The sequence below is a fragment of the Paenarthrobacter ilicis genome, assembly GCF_016907545.1.
Lineage (GTDB): Bacteria > Actinomycetota > Actinomycetes > Actinomycetales > Micrococcaceae > Arthrobacter > Arthrobacter ilicis.
In genome coordinates, this window is record NZ_JAFBCD010000001.1 from 3215060 (window position 1) to 3230337 (window position 15278).

The following is a 15278-nucleotide window of genomic DNA, read 5'->3' on the forward strand; positions in this document are numbered from 1 at the left end:
TTGAACCGGTTCCTTAGCTGAATTCAGCGATGAGTTCGACTTCTACAGGAGAGTCGAGCGGGAGGACGGAGACGCCGACGGCGGAGCGTGCGTGCTTGCCCGCCTCACCAAGGACCTGGCCAAGGAGCTCGGACGCGCCGTTGATGACACCGGGCTGGCCGGTGAACGTGGGATCCGAGGAAACGAAGCCAACCACCTTGACGATGCGGGTGACGCGGTCCAAGTCGCCAATCACACTTTTGACTGCTGCAAGGGCGTTGATGGCACACACTGCGGCGTAACGCTTGGCGTCGTCAGGATCCACCGTGGGCTCGTCCGAGGTACCGAGCTCGCCCAGGGAGACTTTTCCGGTTGCTTCGAGTTTGCCGTTAATAAACGGCAGCTGACCGGACGTGTAAACGTAGTTGCCGGACACGACGGCCGGCACGTAGTCGGCCACGGGCGCGGCGACCTCAGGAAGGGTCAATCCGAGTTCAGCCAGACGCTGCTCCACAGCAGAGGTGGGTGCGCCGGATTCCGCGGCAGAGGTGGTTTCTGCGGGGGTGGTCATGGTTACTGCTTCTCCCTCTTCAGGTATGCAACGAGGCCTTTGCCGTCGGGGCCACCGACAACCTGGACAAGCTCCCAGCCGTCCTCGCCCCACTGGTCCAGAATCTGCTTCGTGGCGTGAATAATGAGCGGAATCGTGGCGTACTCCCATTTGGTCATGACAGAAAGCCTAGCCCTTGCCGGTAAACTGGAAAACATGGTGACTCGCAAGAACCCACTGTTCGACACTGCCACCACCCTCGGAAAGATTTTGGGTTTCCTTGGCGTGAGTGCAATCTGTGGCGTCCTGGTAGCGGGACTTCTTGTCCCCGCCGCGGCCGTCTCAGGCAGTGCCGCAAGCGGTTCAATCCAGTTTTTTGACACTCTGCCGGCTGAACTCCAGGTGGATCCGCCCAGCCAGAACACCACGATTCTGGCCAAGGACGGTACTCAGATCGCTTCGATCTACGCGGAGAACCGGACCAAGGTGCCGCTGGACCAAATGAGTCCCTATATCAAGGACGCTGTCATCGCGATCGAGGACAGCCGTTTCTATGAACACGGCGGTATTGATACCACGGGTATCCTCCGGGCCATCGTCAGCACCGCCCGGGGCAACAAGCAGGGCGCGTCCACCATCACGCAGCAGTATGTGAACAACGTCATCAATGAGTCACTGGTGGCGTCCGGCAACGACGCTGACGTGAAGCTCAACGGTGTGAACAAGGGCGTTGGAGACAAGCTTCGCGAAATGAAGCTTGCCATCGCGCTTGAGAAGAAGTTCTCCAAGGAACAGATCCTCGAGGGCTACCTCAACATCGTGTTCTTCAACCGCGACGCTTACGGCATTGAAGCTGCGTCCAAGTTCTTCTTCAGCACGTCAGCGAAGGATCTCACGCTCCCGCAGGCAGCCCTGCTGGCAGGTTTGGTCAATAGCCCCTCGGCGTTTGATCCGATCACCAACCCGGACAACGCCAAGGTGCGCCGCGACCTTGTCCTGGCCGCCATGGTGAACCAGAACAAGATCACCAAGGCTGAGTACGACGAAGCCGTGGCCACCCCGGTGACCACCAAGGTCACTCCGGCCCGCCAGGGCTGCGCCTACGCAACCATGGCCCCGTACTTCTGCGACTACGTGCTTCACCTGCTCTTCAACAACCCGGCTTACGGGGACACCCAGGAAGATCGCATCAAGCGCGTGCAGCGTGGTGGCCTGACCATCCAGACCACCCTGGATCCCACGGCCCAGGCCGTAGCCCAGCAACAGGTGGACGGCACTGCAGGCGCCAACCCTGACAAGTGGGGCGCATCCATCACCTCCGTCCAGCCGGGCACAGGGCAGATCGTCAGCATGGCGCAGAACACCGTATGGCTCCCGCAAGAGGGCAAGTTTGACCAGACCCAGAACTTCAATGTTGACGTTCTGGACGCGAACGGCAATGACCTCAACGGCATCGGTGGCTTCCAACCAGGATCCACCATGAAGCCCTTCACGTTCGCCGAGTGGCTGAACGAGGGCAAGTCGATGAATACGAACATCAATGCGTCCCGCAGGACTTACCCGCAGAATTTCCCATGGCGGAACACCTGCCCGACGCCTGTTAATGGCTTCTATGACAAGAGCGTTCCCGGAAGTTTCGATCTGCAGAACTCCGACGACGGCTATTACCGGAACATGACGGTCCTCTACGGCCTCATGAACTCCATCAACACGGCCACCTTCGCATCAGCCTCCCAGGTGGATCTCTGTGGCATCCAGGGGATCGTTGACGCGACGGGCATCCACGGCGGACTTCCCGCCCGCGATGAAACCGGCAAGATCACGGATCCCAACCCCAAGGTCCCCATGACCACGCTCTCCAACCTGATCGGCGCCACCCAGACAGCACCGCTCACCATGGCGGCCGCATTTGCAACGTTCGCTGCCGACGGCAAGTACTGTGAACCGATCGCCATCACCTCGGTGAAGGACCAGACCGGAGCCCAGTTGCCGGCGCAGTCCTCGAACTGCAAGGACGCCATTAAGCCGGAGGTCGCCCGCGGTGTTGCGTACGCCATGCAGGAAGTTCTCAATGCAGGCTCCGGTTCGCTGATCCGGCCAGCCCTCTCCACCAGGAACAACTTCCCGGTTGCGGCCAAGACCGGCACCAACGACTCCAACGGCTCCACGTGGGTTGTCGGCTACACCACCGGCCTTGCAACGGCTTCCTGGTTCGGCGATCCGCTGGACAACCAGCTGCGCCCGGGCCGGAACATCACCGTCAATGGCAAGTTCTACCAGTCAATCGACGGTTACATGATTGCGGGTCCGCAGTTCACCAACTACATGCTGTCGGTTGCCCCTGCCTACGGAACAAACCCGTTCCAGCAACCGCCGTCCAACCTATTGGGTGGTGCAGCGCCGCAACGGAACTCCACGCCGGCGCCCCCAACGCAGAATCAAGGCAACAACAACGGCCCGGGCAAGGACTAACCGCGTGTCGTTGGGAAACACCTTGGCGAACCGCGTCCGCTCCGTCGGGCGCGGTTTCGCCGTCACCACAGCAATCGGTGCGACGGCGGGCGCGGCGGCCGCCGCCTACGGTTGGTGGGAGAAGGACCAATTCGAGGTTCGCCACGAGACCCTTCCCATCCTCCCGGAGGGCTTCGGTCCGCTCAGAGTCCTGCACTTGAGTGACATCCACTTCGTGCCCGGCCAAGAGAAAAAGGCCGAATGGCTGAAATCCCTCGCCGGCCTTAAGCCGGACCTTGTTGTGAACACGGGCGACAACCTGAGCCACGCTCAGGCCATTGATCCGCTGATCGATGCGTTGAGGCCGTTGCTGGAATTCCCCGGAGTGTTCGTACCGGGGTCAAACGACTATTACGCTCCGAGGATCAAGAACCCGGCCGGGTATTTCCGTGGACCGTCCAAACACAGGACAGAGCCCACCAAGCTGGACTGGCCCAAGCTCCGGTCCGCATTCGGCATGAGCGGCTGGATCGACCTGACAAACCGTGCCCAGTCGGTGGTGCTCAATGGTCTGCGATTCGACTTCTCAGGCGTGGACGATCCCCATCTGAATCGTGAACGCTATGCCGGGTGGCCCCGTGGTACCAGGAACCAGGATGCGCGGCCGCACGTCAAAGTTGCTGTGGTCCATGCTCCGTACCAGCGGGTTCTGGATCATTTCACGCAAGCCCAGGCTGACCTGATCATCGCCGGCCATACGCACGGTGGCCAGATCTGCCTCCCCGGCTTCGGGGCATTGGTCTCCAACTGCGATCTCCCCACGTGGCGCGCCAAGGGCCTTCATGACTGGGAAAGCGACAGCTTTACGACGCCGGTGAACGTCTCGGGCGGCATTGGCACCTCACGCTTCGCGCCGGCCCGCATTGCCTGCCGCCCGGAAGCAGTGCTGCTCACCCTCATGTGAGCTTCGGCTTTCCTTGGCGGCGGAGATGTTTCGGCGCGAATATGGCGAGGATAAACTCGGCAAAACCTACAACGAACCATATGAGAATGGTCTGGATGGAGAGCACCATCTCCCCCAACCCGCCGTCGCCTACGTGGCTCAGCGCAAATCTGGAAGGATCCGGCTCCTCTGCCTGAGATCAGAAGAATCATGTCTTCCCAACATTACGATCCTCAATAACTGTTCCCAACATTTCCGCGGTGTTGCGAACTCCTGTGAAACGAATCACGGCATGGCATAGGGTAGTTGCTACGGGAAACTACCTCCGCACCATCTGAAGATCCAGCTGTTGAGAAGCGGGCATGTCCAAACAAACATCGTTTTTTACCTCCGTAGGCCGCTTGTATCCACACGTGCGGCCCATCCTTCCCCGCCTGTTCATTGGCCTGATCTGCGCTTTGCTGGCAAGCATCGTCGCCCTGACCATCCCCCAGGTTCTCCGGGTGCTGGTCAACAACTCCCTCCAGCCCGGCGGTTCCGCGGACGCCGTCTGGATTGCCGCCGTCGTGATTCTTGTCCTGGGCGTCGCCGAGGCCGGACTGGTGGCTTTGCGCCGGCAGTTCGTGATCAACCCCGCCACCACAGTGGAAACGCGGATGCGCGTCACCTTGTACGGGCACCTTCAGCAGCTCACTGTGGCCTTCCACGATCGCTGGGGTTCGGGACAGTTGTTGTCCCGCGCCATGACCGACCTGAGTTTCCTGCGCCGCTGGATGGCGTTCGGAGCGATCATGCTGGTGGTCACCACGCTGACGGTGCTTATTGGCGTGGGGGTCATGTTCACCATGAGTTGGCAGCTGGCGCTCATCTTCCTCTGTGCTGCCGTGCCGATCATGATCAGTTCCTTCCGTTTCCGCCGGCGCTTCAGTTTGGTGGCGCGGCTTAGCCAGGACCAGGCCGGCGACCTCGCCACCACCGTGGAGGAATCCGTCCACGGGATCCGAGTGCTGAAAGCCTTTGGCCGGAGCCGCGAAGCGCTGGAGAATTTCAACGGCCAAGCCGAGGAACTGCGCCAAACGGAAATCGCGAAAGCCAAGCAGCAGGCGGGTTTTACGCTGGTGGTGACCCTCCTCCCGGAGCTGGCGCTGGGCGTCGGCCTGGTGGTGGGCATCATGCTCACAGCCAGCAACCAGCTCAGCATCGGCTCGTTGGTGGCGTTCTTCGCAACCGCCGCAGTGGTGGCCACACCGGTGGAATTCTCCGGCATGCTGCTGGCCATGGCGCTGACCGCCAAAACGGCCCTGGACCGTCACTTCGAGGTCATGGACACGGAAAACACCATCACCTCACCGGACCAGGCCGCGGTTCCGCAGGACGCCAAGGGCGCCCTGCGCTTTGAGCACGCCGGTTTCGGGTTCGACGACGGCGGCACGCTCCTGCGGGACGTCACCCTGGATATTCGGCCCGGCGAAACCATGGCGTTGGTAGGGATTACGGGAAGCGGCAAGAGCGCGCTGCTGCAACTGGTCCCCCGCTTGTACGACGTCACCGAAGGCGCGGTCACCATCGACGGCGTGGACGTCCGCGATTACGACATCGAAGAGCTGCGCCGGATTGTCGCTGTGGCGTTCGAGGACACCACCCTGTTCTCCAGCTCGGTGCGGGACAACGTGCTGCTGGGCGCCCCCGATCCCAGCGAGGCAGCACTGGATGAAGCACTGGATGTGGCGCAAGCACACTTTGCCTACTCACTTCCGGATGGCGTGGACACCTTGATCGGTGAGGAAGGGTTGAGCCTTTCCGGCGGTCAACGGCAACGCATTGCGCTGGCCCGCGCCATCGCGGCGAAACCCAAGGTCCTGGTACTTGATGACCCGTTGTCCGCGCTGGACGTCAACACGGAGGAACGGGTGGAAGCCCGCCTGCGGGACGTCCTCCGGGAGACCACAACGCTGATCGTGGCCCACCGTCCCTCCACCGTGGCTTTGGCTGACCGGGTTGCCTTGCTCGAAAACGGAACCATCACCGCCGTCGGAACCCATACGGAACTGCTGGCCGCGAACGATCACTACCGCTACGTCATAGCGAGCCTGGACGCCGGTCCCAAGGACCTGGACACCGAATTGGATGAGCTCGAAGAAGCTGAGGAGGCCCGCCGGTGAGTACAGCAACGTTTGGAACCGCCAACGAGGACAACACACTCCTCACCAAGGCAGACAGCAAAGCGGTACGACGCCGGTCGCTCGCCTTGCTTGCCTCCCTGATCCGCCCGGTGCGCTTGCGTTTCTGGCTGACCATCCTCATGGTGGTGGTTTCCCAGTTGACCAGGGTCGCCGGACCGGCGCTGATCGCCTTTGGCATCGATACAGCGTTGCCTGCCTTGCAATCGGGCGACGACGGCCCGCTGGTCTTGGTGGGTGTGCTGTACTTGGCCGCTGCGATTGCCACCGCCGGAATGACGGCGCTTTATGTGACCTCTACCGCCAGGCTCAGCCAGGCCATGTTGCTGGACCTGCGGGTGCGGGTGTTCCGTCACACCCAGCGGCTCAGCCTGGAGTTCCACGAAAAGTACACGTCCGGACGCATCATTGCCCGGCAAACCTCTGACCTGGAAGCGCTGCGCGAACTGCTGGACTCCGGGGTGAGTTCCCTGGCCTCCGGGATGCTGTTCATGGTGTTTACGGCCTTCACGATTTTTGCCCTGGACTGGCAGAGCGGCTTGATTGTGCTGGCTGCGGGTGTGCCCATGTTCTTCCTGGCGCGCTGGTACCAGAAGCATTCGCAGATCGCCTTCCGTGAGTCACGGGTGGTCTCTGCGCGGCTGATTGTGCACTTCGTGGAGACCATGACCGGCATCCGCGCCGTCAAGGCCTTCCGCAAGGAACGGGAAAACGCCGGCCAGTACGGCAAGCTTGCTGAGGATTACCGCAAGAACACCGTCCGCTCCATCAACTTGAACGGAATCTTCCAGCCCGGGCTGGTGTTGATCGGCAATGTTTGCGTGGCAGTGGTCCTGCTCTTCGGCGGCTTCCGGGTACTCAGCGGTGACCTGGCGGTCGGCGTCCTGCTGGCCCTCATCCTCTCCACCAAGCGCTTCTTCCAACCCGTGGACCAAATGGCCATGTTCTACAACTCCTTCCAGAGTGCGCAAGCCGCGCTGGAGAAGGTATCCGGGCTCCTGGAGGAAGTTCCCACGGTGCGCCCGCCCAAGAACCCGGTTCCGTTGAAAAGCTCCCGTGGTGAGATCTCCTTCAACGGAGTGGAGTTTGGCTACAACGACGGCACCACAGTGGTCCCCCGGATGGACCTGCACATCCCGGCAGGCCAGACCGTGGCGCTGGTGGGGCAAACGGGCGCCGGCAAATCCACCCTGGCCAAACTGGTGGCACGCTTCTACGACGTCACCTCCGGAGCCATCACGCTGGACGGCATCGACCTGCGGGATCTTGCCACCACCGACCTGCGCCGCGCGGTGGTGATGGTGACCCAGGAAGCCTTCCTTTTCAGTGGTTCCGTGGCGGACAACATCGCCTTGGGCCGGCCTGAGGCGTCCCGCGCCGAAATCCAAGCGGCCGCCGAGGCCGTTGGCGCACACGAGTTCATCATGAGCCTTCCCGACGGCTATGACACTGATGTCAACAAGCGCGGTGGCCGTGTGTCATCAGGGCAACGCCAACTGATTGGATTTGCCCGTGCTTTCCTGGCTGCCCCGGCCGTCCTGATCCTGGACGAGGCCACGTCCTCCTTGGACATTCCCAGTGAGCGCATGGTCCAACAGGGCCTTTCCAACCTCCTGGAAGGCTCCGGACAGGCATCGGCCCGAACGGCAATCATCATCGCCCACAGGCTCTCCACCGTGGAAACCGCGGATAGGGTGCTGGTGGTCCACGACGGCCGGATCGTGGAGGACGGATCCCCGGAAGAGCTGATCAGCGGCGGTGGCAGGTTTGCCCAACTGCACGGCGCCTGGCGCGAATCCCTGGTGTGATCGCGGGTGACCCACGTGCCGTGACCAGCGGCATGGGCCGCCGATTTCGCATCAAGCAGCGATTCAGCTATCCTTGAACAGTTGCTTTCGCAGCGGATCGGGATGTAGCGCAGCTTGGTAGCGCGCTTCGTTCGGGACGAAGAGGTCGCAGGTTCAAATCCTGTCATCCCGACCAGAGTCGCTTTATTCGAACCATGGTTTGAATAGACCGACTTAAGTTTGAACAACAGAGATGGCGTCGAGAAATCGGCGCCATTTTTGGTACCCGGGAAATGCCGCGCAAGTACGCCTGAATCGCCCAAAAACGGTCCTATTTGGGACGATGGGGACGATCCTGGACCAGATACCGCCTGTGGCGTCTTGGACGATCGGAAGGCGGTCTGGGCGGCGAAGATGTCGTCAAATGGTTCATTGAAATCCGCACCAACCGCGCCGTCTTGATAGACAAAGAACCGCAAGAAGAAGGATTCGTTGAGGAGCCTCCGGACCTTGTCAGTCGCCTTCTCGTAGTACGCCTTCGGGTCGGCAATCTGATCGAGCGCCTTGGTAAGCAGCTGGCCATACAGATGACCGCAGAGGCGGCGAGCTTCGTGCTTTGACTCCGGGCCCGATACACCTCGTTCTGTGGAGGTGCCTAGAGAACTTGAAGCTTAAATAAACCACCGAATTGTGTTATAACGGGTACAGAAACATGTGCGTCAGCTAACGGCGGTCCTGACGCCGTGTGACCTTCCCCCTATCCCCGGGTCAAGCAGCCGATTGTCCGAGTGCCTTAGTAGTGTGAAGAGCAACAACGACGATCGCCAGGAGCAAACGCCCGCATGTCCATTACAAACGTCCCGGTAGCAACCACAGACGAGCACGAAGCTCTACTAGATAAGCTTCGCGACCTCATTCCGGAGGCCTTCCGAGATGGCGAACTGGACGCAAGCTCACTCCTTCAAGTCTTGGACGCTGGCCCAAAACCGAAGCCTGCCTTCACCTTCAGCTGGCCTGGCATTGAGCGGGCGCGAGATGATGCGCGCTCAGCCACTACGGCCACTCTGGTTCCGGATGTCGATGACTCCCTTCATTGGAAGGACGCCCGCGACATCCTCATCGAGGGTGACAACCTCCAGGTACTGAAGCTCTTGAAGAATGGCTATGCGGGCCAAGTCAAACTGATCTACGTCGACCCTCCGTACAACACAGGTGACACCTTCACCTACAACGACGACTTCGCGGTTCCGGAGAGCGAGTATCTCCAGGAAACTGGGCAAGTTGACGAACAAGGCAACGCCACCACCAGCAGAATCGAAACTGGCGGTCGCAAGCATGCGCCATGGCTAACGATGATGTTCTCGCGACTGACCCTTGCGCGACATATGCTGCGTCGCGATGGCATGATCGCGCTGTCCATCGATAACAACGAGGTTCACCACCTCCGAATTCTTCTAGATGCCGTCTTTGGCCCTGAGAACTTTGTCGACATGATGACTTGGCGAGGTGCACGAAAGGGTGATGCGAAGCTAACGGGTGGCGGGCAGGACTACATCTTGATCTATGCTCGTGACCGCTCATACCTCAAGGCCAATGACGTGCGCTGGCGCGAACGCAAAGAAGGGCTGGAGCCAATCTATGCGAAAGTAGAAGAACTTCGTGCCCAGTTCGCCGATGACTATGAAGCAATGACTGCGGGACTTCGGGACTGGTACAAGTCCCTTGCTGATGAGGATCCCTCAAAAGCACACGCGCACTACAACCGTGTAGATGACAAGGGCGTATGGTTCTCCGATAACATCTCAAGCCCGAATTACCGCGAGAACCTTATTTACGACTGGAAGGGCTATAGCCCACCAGCCAACGGCTGGCGTTACGAGCGTAAGACCATGGAACGGCTCGACGCGGAAGGTCGTCTCATCTATCCCGAAGATAAAACGAAACGTGTGCAAATCAAGTCGTACCTCCACATGCGCGAAGAGTGGGCTCCCGCCTCCGTGTTTTATCGCGACCGCAGAAATGCTTCGACAAGCCTCGACACCCTCATGGGATCAAAGGTGTTTGACGACCCGAAGAGTACGGATGTGCTGGCCAGGCTCTTTCACGCGCTCACCGGCGACAACGACTTGATCCTGGACTTTTTCGCTGGATCAGGTTCAACCGGCCACGCTGTTTGGCAGCAAAACCCAAAGGACGGTAAGACTCGCCGCTGGATTCTCGTGCAGGTTCCGGAAGTGCCGGACACCTCAGAGGAGTCTGGCAAGAATGCCATAGAAGCGGGATTCTCGACGATCTTCGAAGTAACCGCTGAGCGCCTGCGGCGATCTGCGAACCTGTTGCAAGGTGACACGACAGATGCTCAGCAACTCGCATTCAGGATTTTCCGTACTCGTGAAACACGTCTTCTCGTTGAGAAGCCAATTGTCGCCACTCCGGAAATGACCGGTCAGACCTACCTTGAGCAGGTACTCGATCACTCTGAAAAATCCCCAGTTATCGAGGGCGCCAACCCACTCCATGTGGCGTGGGAGGTAGCGATCAAAGCAACCGATACACACCTGGATGCTCGTGTGGAAGCCCACGAAATTGACGGTGTCACCACCTATGAATTCGTTTCAGCCGATACATCGGAGCGTTCAGGGCGACTCCTCATCTCACTAGACGAGTTCAACCTTGCTACTGCGGATGCCCTCAATCTGAGCGACGACGACACCCTAATTCTTCGCGGCGACAAGGTTCAAGATGCCGTCACACTGACACTTGCTCCACGCCTGCAGTCAAAGCTAATCCTCCTGGAACGGGTGCCTCGTGAAGTTTCGCTTTGATGATCAACCCCACCAGTCTGCAGCCGTCTCGGCGGTTGTTGATCTGTTCGAAGGGGCGCTAACCCCACCTCGTGACGTGCTCGCCGGACGCGCACCCGGCGCCGAAGGCCACGATGGATTCGCAGTTGAACGCGCCGTCCTGGAATCCAACCTGGCTGCGATAACCACTCGCGAGGCCGTCGACGAACAGAATGAACTCGCGCTCTTAGCTGAGACAGACTTGCAGGGACAAGACCGGGAGTTCCCAAATTTCTCAGTGGAGATGGAAACAGGTACCGGCAAGACATACGTCTACATTTCAACCGCACTCCGCCTCGCTGAGCTCTATGGGCTCCGGAAGTTTGTCATTCTAGTTCACTCCGTCGCAATTCGCGCTGGCGTCGTCAAGACCTTCGAGCAGACCGAAGAGCACTTTCGCCTGAAATATCCCAGCGTGCCGTACAAGTGGGGTGTCCTCGGTGAAAACTCTGCCCTGAACGACTTCAGCGAACCTTCTAGCGGAGTGCAGTTCCTCATCGCTAGCGTCCAGGCCCTCGACAAGCCCGAGACAAACACCCTTTATGCCAGTGCAGAGCAGCCACAGCTCTGGGGCGAGGCAATGAGCGGTGTCCAGCACATCGCCAGGACACGCCCCGTCGTTCTTATTGACGAACCGCAGAACATGGGCACCCCCCTGCGCCGCCAGGCAATAGCAACGCTAAATCCCTTGGTCGCACTCCGCTATAGCGCAACCCACAAGGACCTGTACAACCTCGTCCATCGTCTCGGTCCAAAGCAGGCAGCCGAAGCCGGCCTTGTTAAGCGGGTGTCTGTGAAAGGCATTGTTGCCGGGGAGGACGGCAAACCGTATGTCCGCCTCGTCAAGCTGAGAAGTGTACGAAAACGCCTGATGGCCGAAGCCGTCATTGACATGGCTAGCCAGAATGGAGCTAAGCGCACTCCCATAGTTCTCCAAAACGGCACGGACCTGTTTGAGGAATCCGGAGGCCTGGCTCAGTATCACGGCTTGGTCGTCGACAGTATCGAACGTAAGCCTGACCGTGTGATCTTCGAAAACGGACTAACCATTCAGTCAGGACAGGAAACGGGCGTTGATCACTTAGCTGTGTGGCGTGACCAGCTACGCCACACCATTCGGCAGCATCTCAGCCGCCAAGGTCAGATTGATGCGATGGGGCGCGACGTAAAGGTACTGTCGCTATTCTTCGTAGAGCACGTGGCCGACTACGCTGGCGACAACCCTGTACTACCGGACATGTTCGATGAGCTCTTCCGTCAGGAGTGGGCCCGCGCAGGCAAGCCAGAAAGCGAGATGCCCGACCCAGCAGAGCTGCGCGTCGCCTACTTCCCTTCCACAAAGAAGGGAATCTTGAAGGATACGGCCGGACGAGCATCGGAGGCAGAGTTTGAGGCACGTGCCTACCAGGAAATCATCGCCAACAAAGAACTCATTCTAGATCGCGCGAATCCCCGTGCGTTCATCTTTTCGCATTCAGCTTTGAAGGAGGGCTGGGACAACCCCAACGTCTTCCAAGTTGGATTCCTGCGACATACCCGCTCGGAGCTTGAGCGTCGCCAACAGATTGGGCGCGGCCTCCGGCTACCCGTAAACCAGGACGGCCATCGGGTCATCGATCCGTCTATCAATCGACTCACCCTCATCGTCGATGAATCCTTCACGGAGTTCACCGAGGGGCTGAACGCTGAGTATGCCTCAACGACAGGCGGCTCGGGCGATAGTGCACCGCAAGTGGATAACGCCGACCACGAAGTACTGGTTCGCCGACGGCCGGCACTGTTCGACAGTCCGGAGTTTGCAGCCCTGTGGAGTCGCATCCGGTACAAGGCCCGGTACCGGGTTTCGATAGACCAGAGCACCTTGCCGAAAATTGTTGCTTCCTCGGAGCACCTTGAAGAGCTTCGTACAATCCAGCTCAGGGCGAACGTCGTCCAGTCAGCCGACCTTACGTACGATGACGCTGGCAGGGTTATCACTCCAGAGTCCTCTATCGCCGAATCTCGTGGCGAACGTATCGTAAATGTCGGACAACGCCTGCCGAACATCGTGCAGCTGATCGAAGACCAGCTGCAGTATGGCAAGTTCCCGCTGCAGCTGACGCGGCCAACTATCGCGTCTATTGTCCGCTCGATCCCAGCCGAACTCACCCGGCACGTCCTGGACGATCCCGACCGATGGGCTCGAATCGTTGCCAGCGCGATACGCGTTGAGTCGATTGAGCAGATGGTTCAGGGCATTAGCTATGAACCGATGGACGAAGCTGCGTGGTGGGACGCCGAGGTGGTCTTCCTTGAAGTCGAATCCAAGAACCCACCACAGCCCCAGCCAGGCGATCCAGATCCTAAGAACGGCTTAGCACTTGCGCCTGAAGACGGTGTTAACCTCTTCGACTACGTTGACTATGACAGCCACGTGGAGCGTGCGTTCGCCGCCCAGCTTGAGAACAGTCGAGACCAGATCAAGCTGTTCACTAAATTGCCGCGCCGATTCAAGGTACGGACACCAGTTGGAGAATATTCGCCGGACTGGGCAATTGTGCATGACGAGACTGGAACTCAACGGCTGTACCTCGTGAGGGAAACCAAGGACACTCGGAATCTCGATGATCTCGACTGGGACGAAGCTATGCGTATTCGATTTGCTCGAAAGCACTTCGCTGCGGCGCCGGTAGGGCCTGTCGATTACACATACACAACAGACAAGCATGGGCTACTTATTGAAGATACGGATGGGGACGCCGCGTGAGTGACTACGAACCGCCAAGTGGCAAGGTTCTAAAGCAGCGCCAGAATGAGACGGAGGCGCTACGACTTCTGATCGCTCAGCGTCGCCTCTACAGCAAGGCAAAACGATGGCTAGGAGCTCGCTGGATTGGCATGCTTGTCATCGGACTTGCCGCGCCTGTTATCTCGATAATTTGGCCAGGGCTAGCCGTCGCCGCCGGTGCTATTGCTGGAGCATGGCTGTTTCTCGGCCGAACTGTACTCTTGGTTCGTCAGTCGTCTATCAGCGCACATGCGACAGCACTTCGCGAGCAATTCGACCGGGATGTCTTCGGAATGCCGAACAGCGTGGCGGAGTCGACAATGCCGTCTCTTGAAGATATTGCCGACATAACAGGTCCAGATGAGGGCCTGGTCGCAATTGCTACCAAAGAAGAACTTATTGACTGGTACACAGGGATCGCAGATGAAGAGCCAGGTCTCTCAGCGGTTCCAATCGCGCAACGATCAAACGCATCCTATACAGACCGACTGTTACGCACGACCGGGATCTGGTGGTCGACACTGACGGCGGCCTGGATGATATTCCTGATCGTTTTGAGCTTAGCGGTTAACCTGTCTCTATCGGCATTCCTGCTAGGCATCGTTCTTCCTCTACTGCCGGCATTCCTGGACGTAGTGCAATACCTCATGAGTGTCCGGAAATCGGCGCTCGAACGGGCCGACCTTGCTCGCTCGATAGAAAAGCGACTCACAAGTGATGAAGATCCAATAGGCCCAGACGACATCATCATCTGGCAGGAACGTCTGTACGAATCACGCAAATCTGCACCCGACGTACCGGATTTCATTTATAAACTCCGCCGCAAAAAGAACGAGGCAGCTATGGCCATTACCGCCCGCCGACTAAGCAAGCGCAAAGAAAAAAAATAATGACACAGACGACTAGCCAAGCGATGGCAACATTCCTCGACGACATCACCGTCACTGACTATCAAAAGACGTCGATCATCCAGGGTCGCAAGGACCGAGTAATCGAGAACTTAACCGCAGCTTTTCCGTCGACAAGCGATCTTCCTTTCTCACGCGCTATATTAATGGGCTCAGCCGCCAAAGGGACCATTATCCGCCCCCTAGATGACATCGACGTACTTGCTATCTTCTCCAACGAACAAGGAGCTTGGAATAAGTACCGCTTTGATTCGCAGTCATTTCTTTATCGAATCCGGCGGGCCTACGACGGCATAGAATCAGCGCAGGTAGGCGCTCGGGGTCAAGCCGTCCGCATCTTCTTCAAGGGTAGTGGCCATGTAGATGTGGCTCCAGTCTTCTGGCACGGCGGCGACGTTTACGGTTTGCCGAAAGGCGACGGCGGCTGGATAAAAACCGCACCGACAGTTGCTAACAGCTGGTTCGCTGGTCGCAACGCGGAGCTCGGCTACAACCTAGCTCCGCTGGTGCGGCTGCTAAAGAAGTGGAATAACGCCCATTCCAAACGAATCAAGTCTTTCCACCTGGAAACTATGGCTGCGAATGCCTTCACCTCACTGAATGGAAATCGACAGGACGCTCTTGCCAAGTTCTTTCAATGGGCACCTACAAATCTCGATGTAAGTGACCCTGGCGCCCACTCCGGACTTTTGTCAACAGGTCTCTCCTGGGCTGATCGAAAGGAGATTCAAGACTCCTTCAAGTCTGCTGCTGAGCGTGCCACCAAAGCACTAGATGCAGAAGCACGAGGTGACCATGCGGAGTCGAAAAGACTATGGGGAATTATCTTGGGCTCCACTTTTCCAACCAACTAAATAAGCAACCGGGGGC

Annotated in this window: 10 protein-coding genes and 1 tRNA gene; 9 read left to right on the top strand and 2 right to left on the bottom strand. The window is 58.8% G+C overall.

Going from position 1 to position 15278, the window contains the following annotated elements:
* Positions 1–13 precede the first annotated feature (13 nt).
* Together JOE60_RS14655 and JOE60_RS14660 are read right to left on the bottom strand one after the other, a co-directional pair.
* Positions 14–550, bottom strand: a complete 537-nt coding sequence (locus JOE60_RS14655; RefSeq protein WP_167264085.1) for a RidA family protein — start codon at positions 548–550, stop codon at positions 14–16.
* Positions 551–552: 2 nt separating this feature from the next.
* Positions 553–708, bottom strand: a complete 156-nt coding sequence (locus tag JOE60_RS14660; RefSeq protein WP_011775990.1) for a Sp36 family protein — start codon at positions 706–708, stop codon at positions 553–555.
* Positions 709–745: 37 nt separating this feature from the next.
* Here JOE60_RS14660 and JOE60_RS14665 point away from each other — a divergent pair, with 37 nt between their 5' ends.
* The 9 genes from JOE60_RS14665 to JOE60_RS14705 all read left to right on the top strand — a co-directional run bounded on the left by JOE60_RS14665 (position 746) and on the right by JOE60_RS14705 (position 15262).
* Positions 746–3001 (top strand): transglycosylase domain-containing protein, encoded by a 2256-nt coding sequence (locus JOE60_RS14665; RefSeq protein WP_239528870.1) that lies wholly within the window; start codon positions 746–748, stop codon positions 2999–3001.
* Between the two features lie 4 nt (positions 3002–3005).
* Positions 3006–3944, top strand: a complete 939-nt coding sequence (locus JOE60_RS14670) for a metallophosphoesterase (protein WP_167264089.1) — start codon at positions 3006–3008, stop codon at positions 3942–3944.
* 341 nt (positions 3945–4285) lie between these two features.
* A complete protein-coding gene (locus JOE60_RS14675; RefSeq protein ID WP_167264091.1) occupies positions 4286–6085 on the top strand; it encodes an ABC transporter ATP-binding protein in 1800 nt (599 codons plus the stop codon).
* Positions 6082–7911 (top strand): ABC transporter transmembrane domain-containing protein, encoded by a 1830-nt coding sequence (locus tag JOE60_RS14680; protein ID WP_167264093.1) that lies wholly within the window; start codon positions 6082–6084, stop codon positions 7909–7911. The genes JOE60_RS14675 and JOE60_RS14680 overlap by 4 nt, the downstream gene beginning before the upstream one ends.
* 98 nt (positions 7912–8009) lie before the next feature.
* Positions 8010–8086 (top strand) — tRNA-Pro (locus JOE60_RS14685).
* Between the two features lie 646 nt (positions 8087–8732).
* Positions 8733–10715 carry a site-specific DNA-methyltransferase gene (locus JOE60_RS14690; RefSeq protein ID WP_167264095.1) on the top strand — a complete coding sequence of 661 codons (1983 nt, stop codon included), beginning with the start codon at positions 8733–8735 and terminating at the stop codon, positions 10713–10715.
* The gene (locus tag JOE60_RS14695; RefSeq protein ID WP_204814936.1) at positions 10699–13479 is read left to right on the top strand and encodes a restriction endonuclease; all 2781 of its coding nucleotides are present in this window, start codon (positions 10699–10701) and stop codon (positions 13477–13479) included. Before JOE60_RS14690 ends, JOE60_RS14695 begins: the two co-directional genes overlap by 17 nt.
* Complete coding sequence (locus JOE60_RS14700) at positions 13476–14390, top strand: S-4TM family putative pore-forming effector (protein WP_167264097.1); 915 nt, start codon at positions 13476–13478, stop codon at positions 14388–14390. The genes JOE60_RS14695 and JOE60_RS14700 overlap by 4 nt, the downstream gene beginning before the upstream one ends.
* A complete protein-coding gene (locus JOE60_RS14705; RefSeq protein WP_167264098.1) occupies positions 14390–15262 on the top strand; it encodes a nucleotidyltransferase in 873 nt (290 codons plus the stop codon). Before JOE60_RS14700 ends, JOE60_RS14705 begins: the two co-directional genes overlap by 1 nt.
* Positions 15263–15278: the final 16 nt, after the last annotated feature.